An 18,010-nucleotide genomic window follows, 5' to 3' on the forward strand; every position below is an offset into this window, starting at 1 on the left:
GATGCAAGATGCAAAGTTCTGCGCTTCGACGCCTTCTGGTCATTGACCCCTGTAGCGATTTGCAACCCCTGCTATCCGAGTTGTCCCGCAGCGGATGGAAGGTCCATGAATGTCCATTATCGCGCGCACTGGAATATCCGGCGGATGTCGGAATTATCCAGCTGGGCGATTGCCTGGATACCGTCCGCGAACTGCTCGCGCGCAATCCGGCACAATGGATCGCACTCCTGCCGGACCATCTTCATCTGAATGAAGCCATGGGCAAGTTCATCGGCGAGTGGTTCTTCGACTATCACACCCTGCCGCTCGACCTACACCGGCTGAAGACCATCCTCGGTCACGCCTCGGGCATGGCCCGCCTGCGCCATGGCGACCCGCACCAGGCGCCACAGGGCGACCTGGTCGGCGACAGCCGGGCGATGCGCGAGCAGCGCCGGCTGATCGCCAAGCTGGCGTCCACCAACTCGCCGGTGCTGATCCGCGGCGAGAGCGGCACCGGCAAGGAGCTGGTCGCCCAGGCCCTGCATCGGCAGTCCAGGCGCGCCGGCCAGCCCTTCATCGCCATCAACTGCGGCGCCATTCCCGAGCAACTGATCCAGTCGGAGCTGTTCGGCCACGAAAAAGGCGCCTTCACCGGCGCCAGCCAGCGCAAGACCGGCCGCATCGAGGCCGCCGATGGCGGCACCCTGTTCCTCGACGAAATCGGCGACCTGCCGCTGGAGCTGCAGGCCAATCTGCTGCGTTTCCTGCAGGAGGGGCAGATCCAGCGTATCGGCTGCAACACGCCGATCGCCGTGGATGTCCGGGTATTGGCCGCCACCCACGTCGATCTCGAACAAGCGGTGGTCGCCCGGCGCTTCCGCGAGGATCTCTACTACCGGCTGAATGTCCTGCAGATCCGCACCGCGCCGCTGCGCGAGCGCCTGGAGGACATTCCCCTGTTGGTCAGGCACTTTGCCCAGCTGTACGCCAGCGAGGTGGGCCGCCGCCCGCGCGAACCGAGTCCGGCTGCGCTGCAGGCCATGCAGGAGTACGCCTGGCCGGGCAATATCCGCGAACTGGCCAACCGCGTGCGCCGCGGCATGGTTCTGGCCGAAGGCCGCTTCATCGAGCCCGAGGATCTGGGACTGCTGGCCAGCTGTCAGGAAAGCGGCGAATGCAACCTGGTCGACTACAAACTGCAGGCCGAGCGTCGCGCCCTCAACGAGGCTATCCAGTACACCTCGACCTTTACCCAGGCCGCCAAGGCGCTGGGCGTTTCACGACCCACTTTCTATCGACTGTTGAACAAGCATGGCATGCGCACGCGACATAAGTCGCCGCCATTATAAATAGCGGTAAAGCGGACAATGCGCGGTACGCCTTGAATTCTCGGAACAGGCGTACCGCGCCTATTGTTTTTCACTCCCGAATCTCAGCATAAATTCAACTTGAGCATTACTGACTGACCGCTACAACGCCGAGACTCTCGACCGGCACTCGGCGTTGCAGCAACCATGATCAGAAGTAGTAGGGGAATTTCAGGCTGAAGGAAAAGTCCGGAGCATCCGGCGTCAACCCGATGGACAGGTTGGGCACCATGGTCAGTTTGTCGGTCAGGGCATAGGTCATGCCGATGTTGAAGTACGCGGCATTTGCATCGCTGCTGGACACCGTCTGCCAGTCGCCTCCATCGGGACGGATGCGGCTTTTCTGGCTGACCAGGTGAGAGTAGGAAAAGGACATGCTGGTGCGCTCGTTGAGCGCGAAGGCCACGCCCATGCCGTACTGGAACCAGTTGCCGAGCTTGACCTTGCCGGGCACCGTCTGGCCAATCGTCGAGCTGATGTCGTCGAACGATTCTTCCATGTTGTAGGTGTAGGACAACGAGCCGAACAGCACCGCCGGGTCGACCGTCTTGACCACCGAGATGCCCGGCGTGATCGACCAGACCCCGTTGCCGGTCGGCAGCTCCTCGGGGATGAAGACGTTGTCGTTCTCGGTGGCCTGGATCAGCTTGACGCCATACGGATGCTCGCCGGTCGGCGCCTTGACCCGCAGGCTGAGTACCGTGTCGGGCACGCTGCCCTTCTCGTCGAACAGCTTGTAGGCCACACCGACGCTGACATCGCCCAGCGCGGGATCGCGAGTGACCTTCGCCGAGGACACCGCCTGGGTCGAGCCGCCGGCACCGGCCGACTCATAGGTGGTGCTGCGATAGACGAAGGGTGCATTGATGTCGAACTGCCAACGGTTGCCCAGGTTGTAGCGGCCGGTGACATCGAAGGTGAAGCTGTCGGAGCCGATCTGGTCGACGTTGATGTTGCCCAGGAAGATGGCATCCAGGGCGAGGAAGCCGTTGAGCACCAGCTGGCGGGTATCGTAGCGGCTGTAGGTCAGGCCGGTTTCCAGGCTGAACTTGCCGTCGCCGAAGAAGCCACTGGCCTCGTCGTAGATGTTCTCGACGCTGCGCGCCGGACTGCTGTCCTCGCGCAGCTGCTCTCCGTAGCCTTGCCCCGGCCCTGCGGAGCGGGCCAGACGCCCGGGCTGGGCGACCGCGGGGCGAGCCTCGACTTCCCTGACCCGTTGCTCCAGCACCATGAGCGCCTTGCGTTGCGCATCGTACTGCTGACGCAACTCCAGCAGTTCCCGTTGCAGCGCTTCCACTTCGTTAGCCTTCGCCGTCTGCATCGATGCCAGCGGAGAAACAGCGGCTACAGCTATCGCAATTCGCAGCGAATATGAACCGGTCATAACAGCACTACCCTGTCGCGACTAATGGTATGAACAGCGTAGATCAGTAGCCCATCGGTCGCAGGTTGCGCAGTTGATCGATATTGCAGTTCAGATCCTCGCCCGACAGCCCGCTGCGCAGCACCACATCCAGCGAGGCGAAGTTGCGCACCGTATTGAACGAGCCATTGATGTTCGCCTGCTGACGCAGGCCGCCGGCACCCAGTTGCTGCCAGCTACTGCCCTGCCCCGGCGCCTGGATCTCGATGCGCAGGCCGCCGCCTCCCGGCTGGATCGCCACCTGGCCAGCCACACCGCTGACCGCCACACCATTGCCGAGCGGCTGGCCGGCACCACCAGCAGTCGGCGCCGACTGCCCACGAGAAACATTGATCACCAGATTGTTGGCCACCGTATTGAAGTCGCCGGCCGATCGGCTGCTCTGCACAATCCCAGCCACGCTGTCGAGCCCGGCGCCGCCAGCGATCTGCCCGCTGCTCATCCCGGGCGCGGCCGGTGCTGCCGAGGCGGCCCCCGGCAGGCTGTCGCTCGTGATGGTCGAAACACTGAACTGTGGCTGGTACATGCCCTGCCCGACCTGCATGTTGACCTGACCGCCGATCACCTGCCCGCTTGCGTCCTGCCAGATGCTGTTCATGGTCACGCCGAAATGCACGATATGCCCCGGCATGACGAAGCGGCCGCGCAATTGGGCCAACTCGTGGTCGTGCAGCTCGATCGGCTGCAACTGCGCATGAATCGGCCACGACAGGGCAGCCAGCAGGCCGACCGTCCCCCAGTGGCGAATAGACATGTTCATGTCGACCTCCCAAAGGTCGCTGATCCGTTCAGAAGAAGTCGCTCTGGATAAAGCCGTACTCCATGAGTTCGGCATCCTTGACCGGCCGGAAACCGTTCAGGCGATCTCGGGCGGTCAACGGCTCGGGGGGCGACAACAGAGCGTTGTAGCGGTCGTATTCGGGGCCGATGATCGCGAAGACGATCCCGTTCCAGCCCTCGGCGAACTCGTTGAGGGCATAGCGCTTGTGCCCGAGCACCGGATCGCCGACATAGGCCCAGCCGTTCTGCACCCGCTGCAGCACGACGAAATGCTTGTAGCCGCGCACTTCCTGCAAGACGATCACAGGCACTTTCAACTCGCCCAGTGCCGCTGGCGGAATGCGATAGCCACGTGCCCGCATGCCCAGCGCCTGGATGTAGCGCTTCATGTCGAGCATGGAAAACCCCTGGGTACGCACCAGGTCGTGATCGGCGCCCGCCAGCATGCCGGTGATCACCTGTTCCTCGTCGACATCGAAGCGATAGGCCTGGCGCAGGATGGTCGCCACGGCGGCGGCGCCGCAGCTGAAGTCGGTACGCTGCTCGACGAGATTGCTGAAACGCCGCTCGCGCATGCTTTCGATCTGCTTGAACACCAGACCGCCGCCCGGCAGCACCGCCATCGGCATCGGTCCCGCGTGCAGCAGGCCGCTGCATAAGCATCCCAGGACAAGAATCGCAATGCGCATGGCGCACCTCTCGAATCGGCAGAAAAGGCCCTGCAAGCAGGGCCTTTCCAGCGGTGAGGTTACATGCAGGTCTTGCAACCCACAGCGATGGCCAGCGAGTTCAGCTGCTGGTTGTTGGTCCCCGCCGAGACGTTGGCACCGATGTTGCCGCTGACCCCGTTCAGGGAGTTGGTCACGCTGGCATCATTGGTCACGACCTGCTTGAAGGTAGCGCCCACCGGCACATAACCGGTGGCAGTGCCGCCCAGCGCAATGGCACCGGCTTCACCGAATACCAGCGGATCCTTGTCTGTCCGGTCGCCGCCATTACCGCCACGGTGATGACCGCCACCGTGGTGATCATCGCGCTCGGCCTCGTCGACCACATAGCCCGAACCGCCGCCCCAGTAACCACCACCCAGTCCAACAGACAGACTGACCTTGGCGTACTCGGCCTTCAGGTTGGCTTGGTTGTCGACATCGACGCCGCCAAGATCCTGGGTCACGCCCGTGCTGGCGACAGCCTTGCGCCCGGCCGATACGGAGATGGCCATGGCGTTTTTCTGCTGGTTGAAGTTGCCGGCCGTCATGTTCAGGCCGATGTTGCCGCTGGAGCGGTTGGCAGCGTTATCCATGGAAGCGCTGTTCTGCGTCGAGTAGTTCTGGACGTCGTTGCCACCGCCATGCTGGGTCACGGAGATCGAGGATACCGCCGTGCCGAACAGGAACTGCTCGTCGGCCACAGCGATCACCGCCTCGTTGGCTTGCTGGTTAACATCGCCGGCAGCGACGTTGGCACCGACATTGCCCGAGCTGCCGTTGAGCGACCCGCTGACGGTTGCAGTGTTTTCGGTACCTTCATTGCGTACCCAGTTACCGCCCATGTCCTGTACGTTGTCGATGCTGGCCATGGCACCGGCATCGGGCGTGGCATAGGGGTTGGGCTGCTGATGGTGCCCGCCGTGATGGCCTCCACCGTGGTGACCACCGCCACGGTTGTTGTCCGCATAGGCACCCGCCGCCATTACTGCAGCCATGGCGAACACCAGCGGTTTGAGAGTGGCTTGAACTTTCATGGCATTTCTCCTTGCAGAATCGCACTACCTGTTGGTTTTTGCGGTCACTGGGTGACCTTTATGCCGATGGCATTGACCATCCGGTTGCCTGCCCCGGCGCTCTGGTTCAACTGCACCACGCCGCGACTGCCGGCAAAGGCCCGGTCGTCGATATCGACGAGGCGGTTGCCGGCGGGCGCGTCAGTTGTTCCCGAGTTGTGTGCCAGCACCACGCTCTGCTGAGCGAGGAGGCTGTCGTCCAGGCTTTCCACGCGCGCACCGAGCTGCACCTGGAAAGCGTTGATCTGTTGTGTGCCGACCCCGGCGGACTGGTTGACGCCCAGCACTCCGGAGCCATTGGCGAAGGCGTTGCCACGGATGCTGGCGCTGGCGTCCATCCCGGTCAGCGGCGCGCTCGCATCGAGGCTCTGGCGATAGCGCTCGCCACCCGACGCCGAGCCGATAGCCAGGGTGCGGCCGTTGATCTGCTGCTGCAGATGACCGGCGGCCTGGTTGACGGAAAGCGCTCCGCTGTAGCCCTGGCCGCTGCTGGAGATCAGCGCGGCGTTGTCCTCGACCGGCGAGGACGCCCAGCAGGCTCCCGACAGCAGCAGTCCCGAAACTCCGATCAGCCGCCACATGTCAGCGATCTCCCGTGAGCATCTTCAGCGGCGCCAGGCCCTGCTGAAGACTCTTGTTGATCTGGCCGGAGATCGCCCCGCCCGAGCCGCCGTGACCGCCGGCGATGTTCGGCATGCCCTGCGCCGCGCCGGCGGACTTGCCGTCCAGGCCCGGGGTATGCATCGGCAGCTGCAGCGCCCGCGTCATCACCGACTGCCCGCTGGAAACCTGCGAGAAGTCGCCGTCGCTCAGCTCGCCGGCCGCCACGCTGGAATTGACCAGCGCCGAACGGTCCATCTGCACGGTGAGAGGATTGGGATCGGGAACCAGCGCCGGGCGCGTGGCGATGCGCGGCTGGACGTCGCGGGTCAGGATGACTTCGCCATCCGCCGCCTGGGCCACAGCGGCGAACATTGCGATGGCCAGCAGCGATGCGCTGGTCACCGCCGTGTAAACCCTTGCCCTGTTGCGTGCTGTGTTGCTCATCGCCGCCACCCCCACATTTGCCTGTCCATGCAAGTGCAGAGGCTGTGCCAGAAATAAAAAATCCTGATAAATCAACAGGATGGAGCAATACACGCAGACTGCGACGCAGGCCTTGTCAACGCGCTGAGACACAACCGGCGAAAATCCCGTCCGTGCCTGTATCAACCCTGCAACACCGCTCCCGCTGATGGGCGGCGCCCAGGCGTTACCGGCCTTGCAGCCCGCCGCACTGTCTCAGCGGCGTAACAGCACTGGTCTTCCGGCATAGGCAAGCGCCGCCCCGGCGCCGATAATGCGGCCCCTTGTCAGCGTCCGATGCCGCCGCATGCACCACACGCCAGTTACGCCTCGTTCACCCACCACTCGCGCCCGGCAGGTTCGCCGCTGATGGCCGCCATCCCCGGCCAGGGCGGACGCGAGCGTGGGCTCGATCTGGTCAAGTGGCTGGCGCTGCTGAGCATGGCCATCGACCACCTGCGCTTTCTGCTGCCCGGCCACGAGCTGCTGCGCTGGAGCTTCGTGCCCGGCCGGCTGGCCTTTCCGCTGTTCTGCCTGGCCCTGGCCGCCAACCTGGCCCGCGCGCGACCCGGGGTCTTCGCCGCCAGCGAGCGGCGCCACCTCGGCGCGCTGGCCCTGTTCGCCCTGCTCAGCGAGCCGGCCCACGACCTGATGCTGGGCAATGCCGGCAAGTTCAACATCCTGGTCACCCTGGCGCTGGGCTGGGTGCTCGCATGGGCGCTGAACGCCCTGCAGCCGCGCGCCCTGCTGCTGGCCGCCGGCCTGCTGGCGCTCGGCGCCGCGCTGCACGCGCAGATCACCTACGGCCTGCTCGGCGTGCTGCTGCCGAGCCTCTGCCTGCTCGCCCTGCAACGACGCGGCCCCTGGCCGGCGCTGGCCACTCTGGCGGTGCTGCTGGCCAACCTCGGCCCGCGCCTGCGCGACGGCCTGCTGGCCGGCGAGCCACACGCCGCGCTGATCGCCGCCACCTGCCTGAGCGCCATCCCGCTGGGCCTGTGGCTGCTGCACACGCCGCTGCCGCCCCGCCTGCGGGTCGCCGCCGTCGGTCGCTGGGCCTACTACTTCTATCCGCTGCACATGCTGGCGATCGCCGCAGCCGCCGCGCTGCTGCGCGCCCACTGAGGGACCGAACATGCGCCTGATCCACACCTCCGACTGGCATCTGGGACAGACCCTGCACGGCCAGGACCGCGACTTCGAGCACGCCGCCTTCCTCGCCTGGCTGCTCGATACCCTGGTGGAGCAGCGGGCCGACGCCCTGCTGATCGCCGGCGACGTCTTCGACACGGTCAACCCGCCGCTCAGGGCCCAGGAGCGCCTGTACGACTTCATCGTCAGCGCCCACCAGCGCCTGCCGCAGCTGGACATCGTGATGATCGCCGGCAACCACGACTCCGGCGCACGCATCGAGCTGCCGGCGCCGCTGCTGCGCCGGCTCAACGCCCACGCCCTGGGCCGGGTGAGCTGGCTCGGCGACGGCGAGCTGGACAGCGCGCGCCTGCTGCTGCCGCTGCACCGAGCCGGCGGCGAGATCGGCGCCTGGTGCCTGGCCCTGCCCTTCCTGCGCCCGGCGGAAGTCACCGGCGGCGGGCTGGGCAACGACTACCTGGCCGGCATCGCCCGGGTCCACCAGCAGTTGATCGCCGCCGCCGAAGCACGCCGCCGCGCCGATCAGGCACTGGTCGCCATCAGCCACGCGCACCTGGCCGGCGCGGCGGTGTCGGAGGACTCCGAACGCAACATCGTCATCGGCAACGCCGAGGCGCTGCCGGCCAGCCTGTTCCCCGAGTCCGTCGCCTACGTCGCCCTCGGCCACCTGCACAAGCCGCAGCAGGTCGCCGGGCAGACACGCCTGCGCTACAGCGGCGCGCCGCTGCCGCTGTCGTTCGCCGAGGTCAACTACCCCCATCAGGTGCTGCTGGTCGAGCTGGACGGCGCCGGCCTGCACCAGGTCGCGGCGCTCCCCGTGCCGCGCGCGGTGGAGATGCTGCGCCTCGGCCCGGCTCCGCTGGCCGAAGTGCTGGAGTGGCTCGCCGCCCTGCCCGCCGCCGACCGCCCCCGCGAGCGCCAGCCCTGGCTGGAAGTGCGCGTGCAGCTGGAACAGCCGCAGCCCGACCTGCGCCAGCAGATCGAGGCGGCGCTGGAGGGCAAAGGCTGCCACCTGGTGCGCATCGCCAGCGAATATCGTGGCAACGGCGTGGAAGCCGCCCCGCTGGTCGGCCTCGACCAGCTCGACCCGCAGGCGCTGTTCCGTCGCAGCTGGCAGGCCGAGTACGGCCAGGAAGCCGACGCCCAGGTGCTGGCCGACTTCGCAACGCTGCTGCAGGACGTGGAACTGAACGGAGAACCGGCATGAAGATCCTCGCCATCCGCCTGAAGAACCTCGCCTCGCTGCCCGGCGAGCAGGTCATCGACTTCACCGCCGAGCCGCTGAAAAGCGCCGGACTGTTCGCCATCACCGGTGCCACCGGCGCCGGCAAGAGCACCCTGCTCGACGCCCTGTGCCTGGCGCTGTTCGGCGAAACTCCGCGCCTGCAGCACGCCCGCGCCGCCCTCAAGGTGCCCGACGGCGCCGACCCGGAAGCGCTCGGCAGCGACGACGGGCGCAACCTGCTGCGTCGCGGCACCGCCAACGGCTTCGCCGAGGTGGATTTCGTCGGCGTCGACGGCCGCCGCTACCGCGCCCGCTGGGAGGTGCGCCGCGCCCGCGACAAGGCCAGCGGCAAGCTGCAGAACAGCCAGCAGAGCCTGCGCGACCTGGACGCCGACCAGTTGCTGACCACCGCCAAGAACGAATTCCGCGCACTGATCGAGCAACGCCTGGGCCTCAACCTGCAGCAGTTCACCCGCGCCGTGCTGCTGGCGCAGAGCGAGTTCGGCGCCTTCCTCAAGGCCGACGACAACCAGCGCGGCGAACTGCTGGAAAAGCTCACCGACACCGGCATCTACAGCCGCATCGGCAAGGCCGCCTACGCCGCCGCCAAGCGGGCGAAAGAGGCACTGGAGCAACTGGAGCGCGAGGCCGGCGGCGTGCGTCCGCTGGACGGCGAGGAACGCGCTGCGCTGGAGCAACGCCACGTCGAGGCCGTCGCGCGCCTCAAGAGCGAGCAGACGCAGTTGCAGCATCTGCAACAGCAGCGTCAGTGGCTGGCCGAACGGGATCGCCTGCAGGGCGAGCAGCAGGCGGCGCAGCAGCAGCTGGATGCCGCCCGCGCCGAACACGCCGGTCTGGCCGGCGAACGCCAGACCCTGGTCCTGCTCGAACAGCTCGCTCCCGAGCGTCATCGCTTCGCCCGCCAGGCCGAACTCGGCCCGCAACTGGCCGAGTTGGAAAGCGACCTGCAGCGCCATGGCCAGCAGCAACAGGCACTGCAACAGCGCCTGGGAGAACTGGAGGCGGCAGCCCGGCAGAGCGCCGCCGTACAGGCAAGCGCCGAGCAGGCCCGCCAGCACGCCGACGCGCCGCTGCGCCAGGCCTATGCGGAAGAACAGCGCCTGACCGAACTGCAGCAGGAGCTGACCCGGGCGCAGCAGGCCGAGCGTCAAGCGCGCGACGCCTGGAGCGGCGGGGAAGCCGCGCTGGCCGGACTGCAGGAGCGCCAGACCCGCCTGAGCGGCCAGCAGGCCGCAGTGGCCGAACGCCTGCAGCGCAGCGGCACCCTGCAGGCGCTGGGCGCCGCCTGGGACGGCCATCGCCCGCGCCTGCAGCAGGCCGTGCAACTGGCCAACCAGCTGAGCAAGGGCCGCGAGGAGCTGCCGGCGCTGGAGCAGGCGGCTCGCGATGCACAAATACGCCTCGCCGCCGCACAGCGGGAACTGAGCGAACTGCAGCAGCCGCTCGGCGGCGCCAGCTCCGCCGAACAGCTCGACCGCCTGCAGCAACAGCTCGACGCCTGGCGCCCGCAACTGCACGCCCTCGACCAGGCACAACGCCACTGGCAACGCCGCGAGGAGCTGGCCAGCGCCCTGGCCGCCGTGCAGATACGCAGCGCCAAACTCCAGGCCGAGCGCGAGCAGTGCGTGACCAGCGGCAAGGCAGTCGGCGCCGAGCTGCAGGGCGCAGAGCAGACGCTCAAGGCCACCCTTGAGCTGCTGGAGCGGCAGCGTCTGGCCCGCAGCGCCAGCGTCGAGACGCTGCGCGCGCAACTGCAGGACGGCGAACCCTGCCCGGTGTGCGGCAGCGCCGAGCATCCCTGGCACCACGGCGATGCCCTGCTCGCCGCCCTCGCCGGCCAGGACGAGGCCGAAGCCAGCCGCGCCCGACAGCAAGTCGACCGGCTCCGCGAGCAACGCGCCGTGCTGGCCGCCGAATACAAGGCGCTGGAACGCCAGCTGGGCGAAGTCGGTGAGGAACAGGCACGCATCGGCAGCGAACTGGCGGCACTGGACGCCACCCTCGCCAGCCATGACGTACTGCTCGCCCAGCCGCTTGAGCAACGCAGCGCCTGGCTGGCCGGGCAACTGGCCGAACTGCGCCAGTGCATCCAGCAGGCCGAGCAGCGCCAGAGCCAACTGCTGGCCCAGCAGCGGCGCAGCGAACAGCTGCAGGAGCAGCTGCGGGCGGCCGACAAGGCCAGCGAGACGGCCCGCCAGCAGCTGGAGCACCAGCGCCAGCGGCTGGCCGCCGACCAGCAGCGCCTGGACGCCGAGCTGCAGGCCTTCGCCGACCTGCTGCCCGGCGACTGGCTGCAACGCTGGCAAACTGAGCCGGCGCGCACCTTCATGGAGCTGGACCGCCAGGTGGCGGAACGTCTGCAGCAGCTGGACGAGCAGCGCGAGCTGGACGAGGAGTATCGCGAGCGGCAGACCGTTCTGGACAAGGAGCGCCACGAGCAGTCCCATCGCCAGCAGGCGCTGCAGGCCTGCAGCACCCGCCTGGGAGAACTGGAACAGCTGCGCCAAACGGCCGCAGCCGGTCTGCGTCAGTGTCTGGGCGAGCAGCCCAGCGCCGCCGCCTGGCAACGCCAGCTGGAGCAGGCACAAAACCTGGCCCGCGCTGCCGCCAACGCCGCCGGCGAGGCGCTGCAGCAGGCACGCCAGCAGCAGATCAAACTCGCCGGCGAGGAACACAATCTGCGCCAGCGCCAGCAGGCGCTGCATACCGAGCAGGCCGACCTGCGGCGCGAACTGAACGCCTGGCGCGCCAGCCACCCGCAGCTGGACGACGCCACCCTCGCCGCCCTGCTCGCCCGCCCGGCCGACGATCTCGCCATGCTGCGCGAACAGCTCAAGACCGCCGAGGATGCCGTCACCCAGAGTCGCGTGCGTCTGGAGGAGCGCAGCCAGCAGTTGGCCGCGCATCTGGCAAGGGTCGACGCTGCCCCCGAACCCTCAGCCCTGGCGCAGGCGCTGGCCGAACAGCAGCACAGCCTCGAACAGGCCGAACACGCGGCCAGCGAACTGCGCGCCTCGCTCGTCGACGACGACCGGCGGCGCAGCCAGAGCCGCGAACTGTTCGAACGCATCGTCGCCGCGCAGGCCGAATACCAGCGCTGGGGGCGGATCGCGGCGCTGATCGGCTCATCTGAAGGAGACAAGTTCCGCAGGATCGCCCAGGGCTACAACCTCGACCTGCTGGTCCAGCACGCCAACGCGCAACTGCAGCAACTGGCCCGCCGCTACCGCCTGCAGCGCGGCGGCAGCCCGCTGGGCCTGCTGGTGCTGGACACCGAAATGGGCGACGAACTGCGCTCGGTACACTCGCTCTCCGGCGGCGAAACCTTCCTGGTGTCGCTGGCCCTGGCGCTCGGCCTCGCCTCGATGGCCTCCAGCAAGCTGCGTATCGAATCGCTGTTCATCGACGAAGGCTTCGGCAGCCTCGACCCCGAATCCCTGCAACTGGCCATGGATGCCCTCGACAACCTCCAGGCCCAGGGCCGCAAGGTCGCGGTGATCTCCCATGTGCAGGAAATGCACGAACGGATTCCGGTGCAGATCCGCGTGCAGCGGCAGGGGAACGGGGCGAGTGTGGTGAGGGTGGTGGGGTAAGAAGCCAAGGGGCTGTGGATGCGGCCACGCTGGCAGGGCGCGGTCGTCTCCTGCGCGCAGACAACGGCGCCGCCTTGCCTGCCGCTGCCCACGGTGGGTAATCGCTGCGCGAGCTACCCACCCAAACTCCGGAAATACGCTGCGATTGGGCAGCGAAATCCGTCGGATACTCAGTAATCCCGCTTGTAGAAGATGTCCAGCGAACTGGCCAGCCCACTCGCCGCTTCCAGATAAAGCTTCTTGCTCAGCTCGTAGCGCAGCGCCAGGCTGTTGACCGGCTCGAACACGCCGACGCCGTAGCGCAGGCTGAGGTTGGGGGCGAGGTAGCCGCTGGCGACCACGCTGGAGGTCAGGCCGGAACCTTCGCTTTCCAGCTGGAAGTCCTGGATGCCGAGGCGGTCGGCCAGCGAGCGGGCCACCGGGGCGCCGCCGGCCAGGCCCAGGGCCAAGGCGGCCTGACCGATCAGGTTGTCGTCGCCGCCGCTGCCCAGCGGGCGGCCGAGCACCAGGTAGGACAGCGCCTGCTCCTGGCTCATCGCCGGCTCCGAGAACACCTGGGAAAGCGGCGCGTCACTGCGCCCGGAGAGGCGCAGGCCGGCTGTGACGTCGCCGACCGTGCGCACCGCCTCGACGTCGAGCAACGGCTCGCTGACCGGCCCGGCGAACAGCAGGCGGGCGCGGCGCAGGGTCAGGCGCTGGCCGTAGGCGCGGTAGCGGCCGTTTTCCAGGGTCAGGGTGCCGCGGCTGTCGAGGTTGTCGCGGATGCGCAGGTTGCCCTTGAGGTCGGCGGTCAGGCCGAAGCCGGAGAAGCTCAGGCGCTCGGCGCCGAGGGCGATGCGCAGGTCCATCTTCAGCGGCAGGCCGGCGGCCTGTTCCTCGGCGCCGACGATGCGCGCGTCGTCGGAAACACGCACCGCCTGTTCGGGCAACTGGCGCACGCGGATGCGTCCGCGCGGCACGGCAATGCGCCCGGCGAGGCTGACCGCGCCCTGCTCCAGACCGATCTGCAGGTCGGGTTCCACCTCCACTTCGGCATAGGGTTCGAGGCTGGCCGGCAGGCGGCTGCCGCGCAGGTTGAGGGCCATGGACAGCTGCGGCGCCCAGCCCAGTTCGCCGTCGAGGCTGCCGCGGCCGTGCTCGCCGCTGCGCCAGCGGCCGTCCAGGCGGGCGCGCTGGCCGGCGATGTCGAGGGCGACCTGCAGATCCTCGATGGGCAGCGGCAGCTCGCCGCCGGCGGCGCGGCCGTCGCGCAGGCGCAACTGGCCGTCGATCACCGGGGCCAGCAGATTGCCGGAGAGCCGGCCGCTGCCGTCGATGCGCCCGTCGAGCTGCTCGACCTGGGCGACGAAGGGGCGCGCCAGGGCCAGATCCAGGGCGGCGATACGGAAGTTGCCGGACAGCGGCCGCGCGCCGGGGCGCGGGTCGATGCCCAGCTCCAGGGCCAGTTCGCCCAGTTGCGGACCGCTCAGGCGCAGCTGGCTGTCGATGCGCTGCGGGCGCAGGCGGCTGTCCAGGTAGAGGGACTGGTAGGCGATGTCCTGCCAGCCCTCGCCGTCCGGCTCGCGCAGGCGCAGCACGCCGCTGCCGGCATCGAGGCGCAGGCTGCCGCTGGGCCCGCTGGCCGGCAGGTCGAGGGACACATCTCCCTGCAGGACGCCCTGCACCGCGAAGCCTTCCGGCAGCACGGCGGCCAGCCGGGCGAGCTGGAAGTCGCGCAGGCGCAGACGCAGTTGCGGGTCGGGCAGCAGGCGCTGGGCGTCGGCGCACAGGCTGGCATCGGCGGAGCGCCAGCAGTGCGCGCCGAGGCTGACCCGCCCGGCGGCGCTGCGCTCCAGCAGCGCCGGGGTCTGCAGCTGCCAGTCCAGCCCGGCGGCGGCCAGCCGGCCGCGGGACAGCTCGCCACGCCAGCGCCGCGCGGCGTCGAGACCGCCCTGCAGGCGCAGGTCGAGCGCCAGGGGCTCGCCGTCGAGCTGCAGGTCGAGGCCGTGGCGGGCCAGGGTGCCGGAGGCATCCGCGCTGAGGGTGCCGAAGGCGCTGTCGCCGCTGCGCAGGCGCTCGGCCTTGAGGGCCAGACGGCCGCGCTGGCCGGCTTCCACGGCGGCGTCGAGGCTCAGGCGGCCGAGGCCGGCGTCGCGGTAGCCGAGACGCCGGCCATTCAGGGTCAGGCGGCCTTGCGGCGCGGCAGGGGTGCCGGCCAGGCGCAGGTCACCGCCGAGGTTGCCGCGCAGGCCGGGCCAGAGCTGGTCGAGGCGGTTCAGGGCGAGATCGAGGCGACCGTCCAGGCGCGTGGCCCAGCGGCCCTGTCCGTTGAGGCGGTTGTCGCCCAGGCGCAGGTCGAGGCCGTCCAGACGCCAATCGGCCGGCGCGCCCTGCAGATGGCCGGCCAGCGCCAGCGGCTGACCGCGCAGGCGGCCCTGCAGGCTCCACCGGGCTTCGGCCTGCAGCCCGGATTCGCCCAGCTGGCCCCGGCTGCTCAGGCGTCCGCCGATGCGGCCGGGCAGTTCGGCCAGCCAGTAGGCCGGGTCGAGGTCGGCCAGATTCAGTTCGGTTTCCCAGCCCAGCGCGGCGGCGAAGTCCAGCGCCAGCGCGCCCTCGGCGTGGCCGCGCCCGGCGTCGAGGCGCAGTGCCGGCAGGCGCAGGGCGGTGCTGTCGCCTTGCAGCGGGCTGCGCAGACGCAGCGGCCCGGCCGGGCCGTGCAGGCGGATGTCGAAGTCGCCGCGATAGGCGTCGGCGGCGTAGTCCAGTTGCGCCTGCAGCGTCTCCAGGCGCAGGTCCACGCCCGCCAGCGGATAGAGCTGCTGCCAGTCGAAGGCGCCAGCCTCCAGGCGCAGCGCGGCGCTCAACGCCTCCTGCCAGCCGAGGCGGCCGGCCAGTTGCAGCGCCGCCCCGGCGCCGTCGCGCAGGCGCAGACGCTCGATCTGCGCGCCGCGGGTATCGGCGCGGCCGTCCAGACTCAGCGCGACCGGCCGGTCGCGCCCGGCCAGCCGGCCACGGCCCTGGATGGCGAAGCCCTGCTGCAGGTCGCCGCTCGCCGCCAGGGTCAGCTGCGTCAGGCGCAGGGTCGCTGGCAGGCCGGCGGCGGCGAGGAAGTCGCGGGCCTCAAGGTTCAGCGCCAGCGGCAGGCCGTCCTGCAGCGGCGCCAGCCAGCCGCTGAGCTCGGCGTCCAGATAGCCGCTGCTGCGCGCGTGCAGCTCCAGACGCTGGCGCAAACGGCCGTCCAGCTCCACGGCCAGCGGCCAGGGACGGCCGTCCAGCGCCGGCAGGCGCAGCGCGGCGCGGGCGCGCAGCGGCCAGTCGCCGTGGGGCTGCAGTTGCAGGTCGTCGATGCGCAGGTGCAAGTCGTCGCGGGCCAGCTCCAGGGCGGACAGGCGCAGGCCGCTGCGCTCCAGTTGCGCGCTCAGGGACAGTTCGCGCAGCTGCTGGGTTCCATCGATGCGCAGGCTGCCCAGCGCCAGATGGCCGATCCGTATTTCCAGCGGCAGGCGGATATCTGGCAGCTGCAGCGGCGCGCCGGCTTCGTCCGAGGCGGGCGGCAGGTCGAGCGCCACCTCGGCGGCGCGCAGTTCGTCCAGACACAGGCGGCGCTGCAGCAGGCAACCCAGACGCAGCGTGACGCCGGGCTGCTCGACGCTCAGCGCGGTGGCGCCGTCCGTCCACTGCAGGCGCTCGGCCGACCACTGGCCGTAGAGCGTGCCGGCAAAGCCCTCGACGGCCAGCCCCGGCACCTGGGCCAGCAGCCAGCGGCTGCCGCGCTCGCCGAGCGGCAGGGCGAGCAGCGCGGCCAACGCCAGCAGCACGACCAGCAGCAGGGTTGCCAGGGCCTTGAGGCTTGCCTTGAGCAGACGCGTCACAGTTCCGGTCCCATGGAGAAGTGGATGCGAAAGCCCGAACCCTCGTCGCTGTCGAGGGCGTGGGCCAGGTCGAGGCGGATCGGCCCGGCCGGGGAGATCCAGCGCAGGCCGATGCCGACGCCGGTCTTCAACGGATCGCTGAGGCCGTCGAAGGCGTTGCCGTGGTCGACGAAGCTGGCCAGCCGCCAGCGTTCGGCGAGCGGGTACTGGTATTCGACGCTGGCCACCGCCAGGTAGCGGCCACCGATGCGATTGTCCGCGTCGTCGCGCGGCGACAGGGTCTGGTAGTCGTAGCCGCGCACGCTCTGGTCGCCCCCGGCGAAGAAGCGCAGCGACGGCGGCACGGCGGAGAAATCGTTGGTGGCGATGCCGCCCAGCTGCAGGCGGCCGAGCAGGCGGTGGCCGCCGGCGAAGGTGGTCAGCCCGCGGGCCTGCAGATTGACATGCAGCAGGTCGGCGTCGGAGAGCAGGGTGCGCTGGGCGCCGGCCAGGTCGGCCTGCAGGCGCCAGCCGCGGCTGGGGTCGACCTTGCTGTCGCTGACCGTGCGGGAAAAGCCGATCCCCGGCAGCAGCAGGCTGCTGTTGCCCTCGTCCTCGCCGACCCGGTAGTTCTCCTGCTCCCAGCGCAGCGAGACGACCCGCAGCCAGTCGCTGGCCAGCAGGCTTTGCCACTGGCTGCCGAGGGTCAGGCGGCGACTCTCGGTGTCCACCAGGTCCTCCTGCTGGTAGCCGGTGGTGAAGCGCAGGCTGTCGCTCAGCGGCGGATCGAGGGGAATCTCGTACCAGGTACTGAGGTTCTGCCGCGGTGCGGAGAACTCGAAGTCGGCGCCCAGGCGGTGGCCGCCCTCGCCGCGCCAGTGGCGGGTCCAGCTGCCGCGCAGGCGCGGGCCGACGTCGGTGGAGAAGCCCAGGCCGACGCCCAGGGTGCGCGGCTTGCGCGCCTGCAGGGCGACCCGCAGCGGGATGCGGCGATCCTCGGCCTGTTCGGGGCTGGCGTCGATGCGCACGTCGCTGAAGTAGTTGCTGGACAGCAGCGCCTGGTTCAGCTCGGCGATGCGGTCGGAGTCGTAGGGGATGTCGCGGCCGAAGGGCACCATGCGCTGCAGCAGGTCGTCGTCGAACGGGGTGTCGCCCTCGAACTGCACCGCGCCCAGCCGGTAGCGCGCGCCGCTGGCGTAGATCAGGCGGATATCGGCGACGCCCTCGGCCGGATCGACCGTCAGGCTGTGCTCGACGAAACGGCCGTCGAAGAAGCCGTAGCGCAGCGCCTGGTTGGCGATCAGCCGCTTGGCGTCGTCGTAGGCACCGTGGTCGAGCACCGCGCCGGGCTTCAGCCGCGCGCTGGACGGCAGGCGGAAAGCGGCCAGCGCGCTGGCCTCGCCGTCGATGCGCACCTCCACGCGGCGCAGGCGCACCGGCTCGCCGGTCTCGATGCTCAGGCGCAGGCGCGCCTTGTCGCCCTCGCCGCGCACCTCGCTGCGAATCCGCGCGCGATAGTGCCCGAGCGCCTGCAGCGCCTTGCGCGCCTCGCGCTCGGCGTGGCGGGCGAAACGGCGCAGCGCCACGGCGTCGCGCTCGCCCAGCGGGCCGATGTGCGCCTCGACGTTGTCCTTCAGGGTCTTGTTGGCCGGCGTCAGGCGCACCTCCAGCTCGGCGGCGGCCAGCGGGCCGCAGACCAGGCAGGAGGCCAGCAGCAGGCCGGTCCAGTGGCGATGGGTGCGTTGGGTCATGACGGGGATGCTAGCACGCGACAGCCGCTCTCCGGCCACGC

The 18,010-nt window shown here is 69.4% G+C and carries 12 protein-coding genes; 4 read left to right on the top strand and 8 right to left on the bottom strand.

The annotated features are described in order from the left end of the window. The first annotated feature begins 8 nt into the window (after window positions 1-8). The gene (locus tag BLU22_RS12795) at window positions 9-1,331 is read left to right on the top strand and encodes a sigma-54 dependent transcriptional regulator (RefSeq protein ID WP_090215205.1); all 1,323 of its coding nucleotides are present in this window, start codon (window positions 9-11) and stop codon (window positions 1,329-1,331) included. 169 nt (window positions 1,332-1,500) lie between these two features. On the opposite strand, the gene BLU22_RS12800 is transcribed toward BLU22_RS12795, so the two are convergent. The 6 genes from BLU22_RS12800 to BLU22_RS12825 are packed head-to-tail and all read right to left on the bottom strand — an operon-like array spanning window position 1,501 to window position 6,514. Further along, window positions 1,501-2,733, bottom strand: a complete 1,233-nt coding sequence (locus BLU22_RS12800; protein ID WP_090215207.1) for a transporter — start codon at window positions 2,731-2,733, stop codon at window positions 1,501-1,503. A gap of 43 nt (window positions 2,734-2,776) precedes the next feature. Continuing rightward, window positions 2,777-3,532 (bottom strand): hypothetical protein, encoded by a 756-nt coding sequence (locus BLU22_RS12805; protein WP_231975246.1) that lies wholly within the window; start codon window positions 3,530-3,532, stop codon window positions 2,777-2,779. 28 nt (window positions 3,533-3,560) lie between these two features. Beyond that, window positions 3,561-4,241, bottom strand: coding sequence for a C39 family peptidase (locus BLU22_RS12810; protein WP_090215209.1), 681 nt, complete (start codon window positions 4,239-4,241; stop codon window positions 3,561-3,563). Window positions 4,242-4,300: 59 nt separating this feature from the next. Continuing rightward, window positions 4,301-5,296: a hypothetical protein gene (locus BLU22_RS12815; protein ID WP_090215211.1), complete on the bottom strand. Its 996-nt coding sequence runs from the start codon at window positions 5,294-5,296 to the stop codon at window positions 4,301-4,303. Between the two features lie 44 nt (window positions 5,297-5,340). Beyond that, complete coding sequence (locus BLU22_RS12820; RefSeq protein WP_090215213.1) at window positions 5,341-5,916, bottom strand: adhesin; 576 nt, start codon at window positions 5,914-5,916, stop codon at window positions 5,341-5,343. Between the two features lies 1 nt (window position 5,917). Then, window positions 5,918-6,514, bottom strand: coding sequence for a hypothetical protein (locus tag BLU22_RS12825; protein ID WP_157719000.1), 597 nt, complete (start codon window positions 6,512-6,514; stop codon window positions 5,918-5,920). 255 nt (window positions 6,515-6,769) lie between these two features. On the opposite strand from BLU22_RS12825, the gene BLU22_RS12830 reads away from it, so the two are divergent. Genes BLU22_RS12830 through BLU22_RS12840 form a run of 3 tightly spaced genes read left to right on the top strand, consistent with a single transcriptional unit; the run spans window position 6,770 to window position 12,388 of the window. After that, window positions 6,770-7,522 (top strand): TraX family protein, encoded by a 753-nt coding sequence (locus tag BLU22_RS12830; protein WP_157719001.1) that lies wholly within the window; start codon window positions 6,770-6,772, stop codon window positions 7,520-7,522. A gap of 10 nt (window positions 7,523-7,532) precedes the next feature. Continuing rightward, window positions 7,533-8,756, top strand: coding sequence for an exonuclease SbcCD subunit D C-terminal domain-containing protein (locus BLU22_RS12835; protein ID WP_090215219.1), 1,224 nt, complete (start codon window positions 7,533-7,535; stop codon window positions 8,754-8,756). After that, window positions 8,753-12,388 carry an AAA family ATPase gene (locus BLU22_RS12840; RefSeq protein ID WP_090215222.1) on the top strand — a complete coding sequence of 1,212 codons (3,636 nt, stop codon included), beginning with the start codon at window positions 8,753-8,755 and terminating at the stop codon, window positions 12,386-12,388. Before BLU22_RS12835 ends, BLU22_RS12840 begins: the two co-directional genes overlap by 4 nt. 170 nt (window positions 12,389-12,558) lie before the next feature. Here the strand turns inward: BLU22_RS12840 and BLU22_RS12845 are convergent, their stop codons facing one another. After that, window positions 12,559-16,230 carry a translocation/assembly module TamB domain-containing protein gene (locus BLU22_RS12845; protein ID WP_090216457.1) on the bottom strand — a complete coding sequence of 1,224 codons (3,672 nt, stop codon included), beginning with the start codon at window positions 16,228-16,230 and terminating at the stop codon, window positions 12,559-12,561. A 5-nt stretch (window positions 16,231-16,235) separates the two neighbouring features. Then, window positions 16,236-17,969 carry an autotransporter assembly complex protein TamA gene (locus tag BLU22_RS12850; protein ID WP_090215225.1) on the bottom strand — a complete coding sequence of 578 codons (1,734 nt, stop codon included), beginning with the start codon at window positions 17,967-17,969 and terminating at the stop codon, window positions 16,236-16,238. Window positions 17,970-18,010 lie beyond the last annotated feature (41 nt).

The sequence above is a fragment of the Pseudomonas guangdongensis genome (assembly GCF_900105885.1).
Lineage (GTDB): Bacteria > Pseudomonadota > Gammaproteobacteria > Pseudomonadales > Pseudomonadaceae > Geopseudomonas > Geopseudomonas guangdongensis.

Coding starts and splice junctions, on each gene's coding strand:
- BLU22_RS12840 (WP_090215222.1), top strand. CDS start 8,753: ATGAAGATCCTCGCCATCCGCCTGAAGAACCTCGCCTCGCTGCCCGGC.
- BLU22_RS12810 (WP_090215209.1), bottom strand. CDS start 4,241: ATGCGCATTGCGATTCTTGTCCTGGGATGCTTATGCAGCGGCCTGCTG.
- BLU22_RS12830 (WP_157719001.1), top strand. CDS start 6,770: ATGGCCGCCATCCCCGGCCAGGGCGGACGCGAGCGTGGGCTCGATCTG.
- BLU22_RS12835 (WP_090215219.1), top strand. CDS start 7,533: ATGCGCCTGATCCACACCTCCGACTGGCATCTGGGACAGACCCTGCAC.
- BLU22_RS12850 (WP_090215225.1), bottom strand. CDS start 17,969: ATGACCCAACGCACCCATCGCCACTGGACCGGCCTGCTGCTGGCCTCC.
- BLU22_RS12805 (WP_231975246.1), bottom strand. CDS start 3,532: ATGAACATGTCTATTCGCCACTGGGGGACGGTCGGCCTGCTGGCTGCC.
- BLU22_RS12815 (WP_090215211.1), bottom strand. CDS start 5,296: ATGAAAGTTCAAGCCACTCTCAAACCGCTGGTGTTCGCCATGGCTGCA.
- BLU22_RS12800 (WP_090215207.1), bottom strand. CDS start 2,733: ATGACCGGTTCATATTCGCTGCGAATTGCGATAGCTGTAGCCGCTGTT.
- BLU22_RS12795 (WP_090215205.1), top strand. CDS start 9: ATGCAAAGTTCTGCGCTTCGACGCCTTCTGGTCATTGACCCCTGTAGC.
- BLU22_RS12820 (WP_090215213.1), bottom strand. CDS start 5,916: ATGTGGCGGCTGATCGGAGTTTCGGGACTGCTGCTGTCGGGAGCCTGC.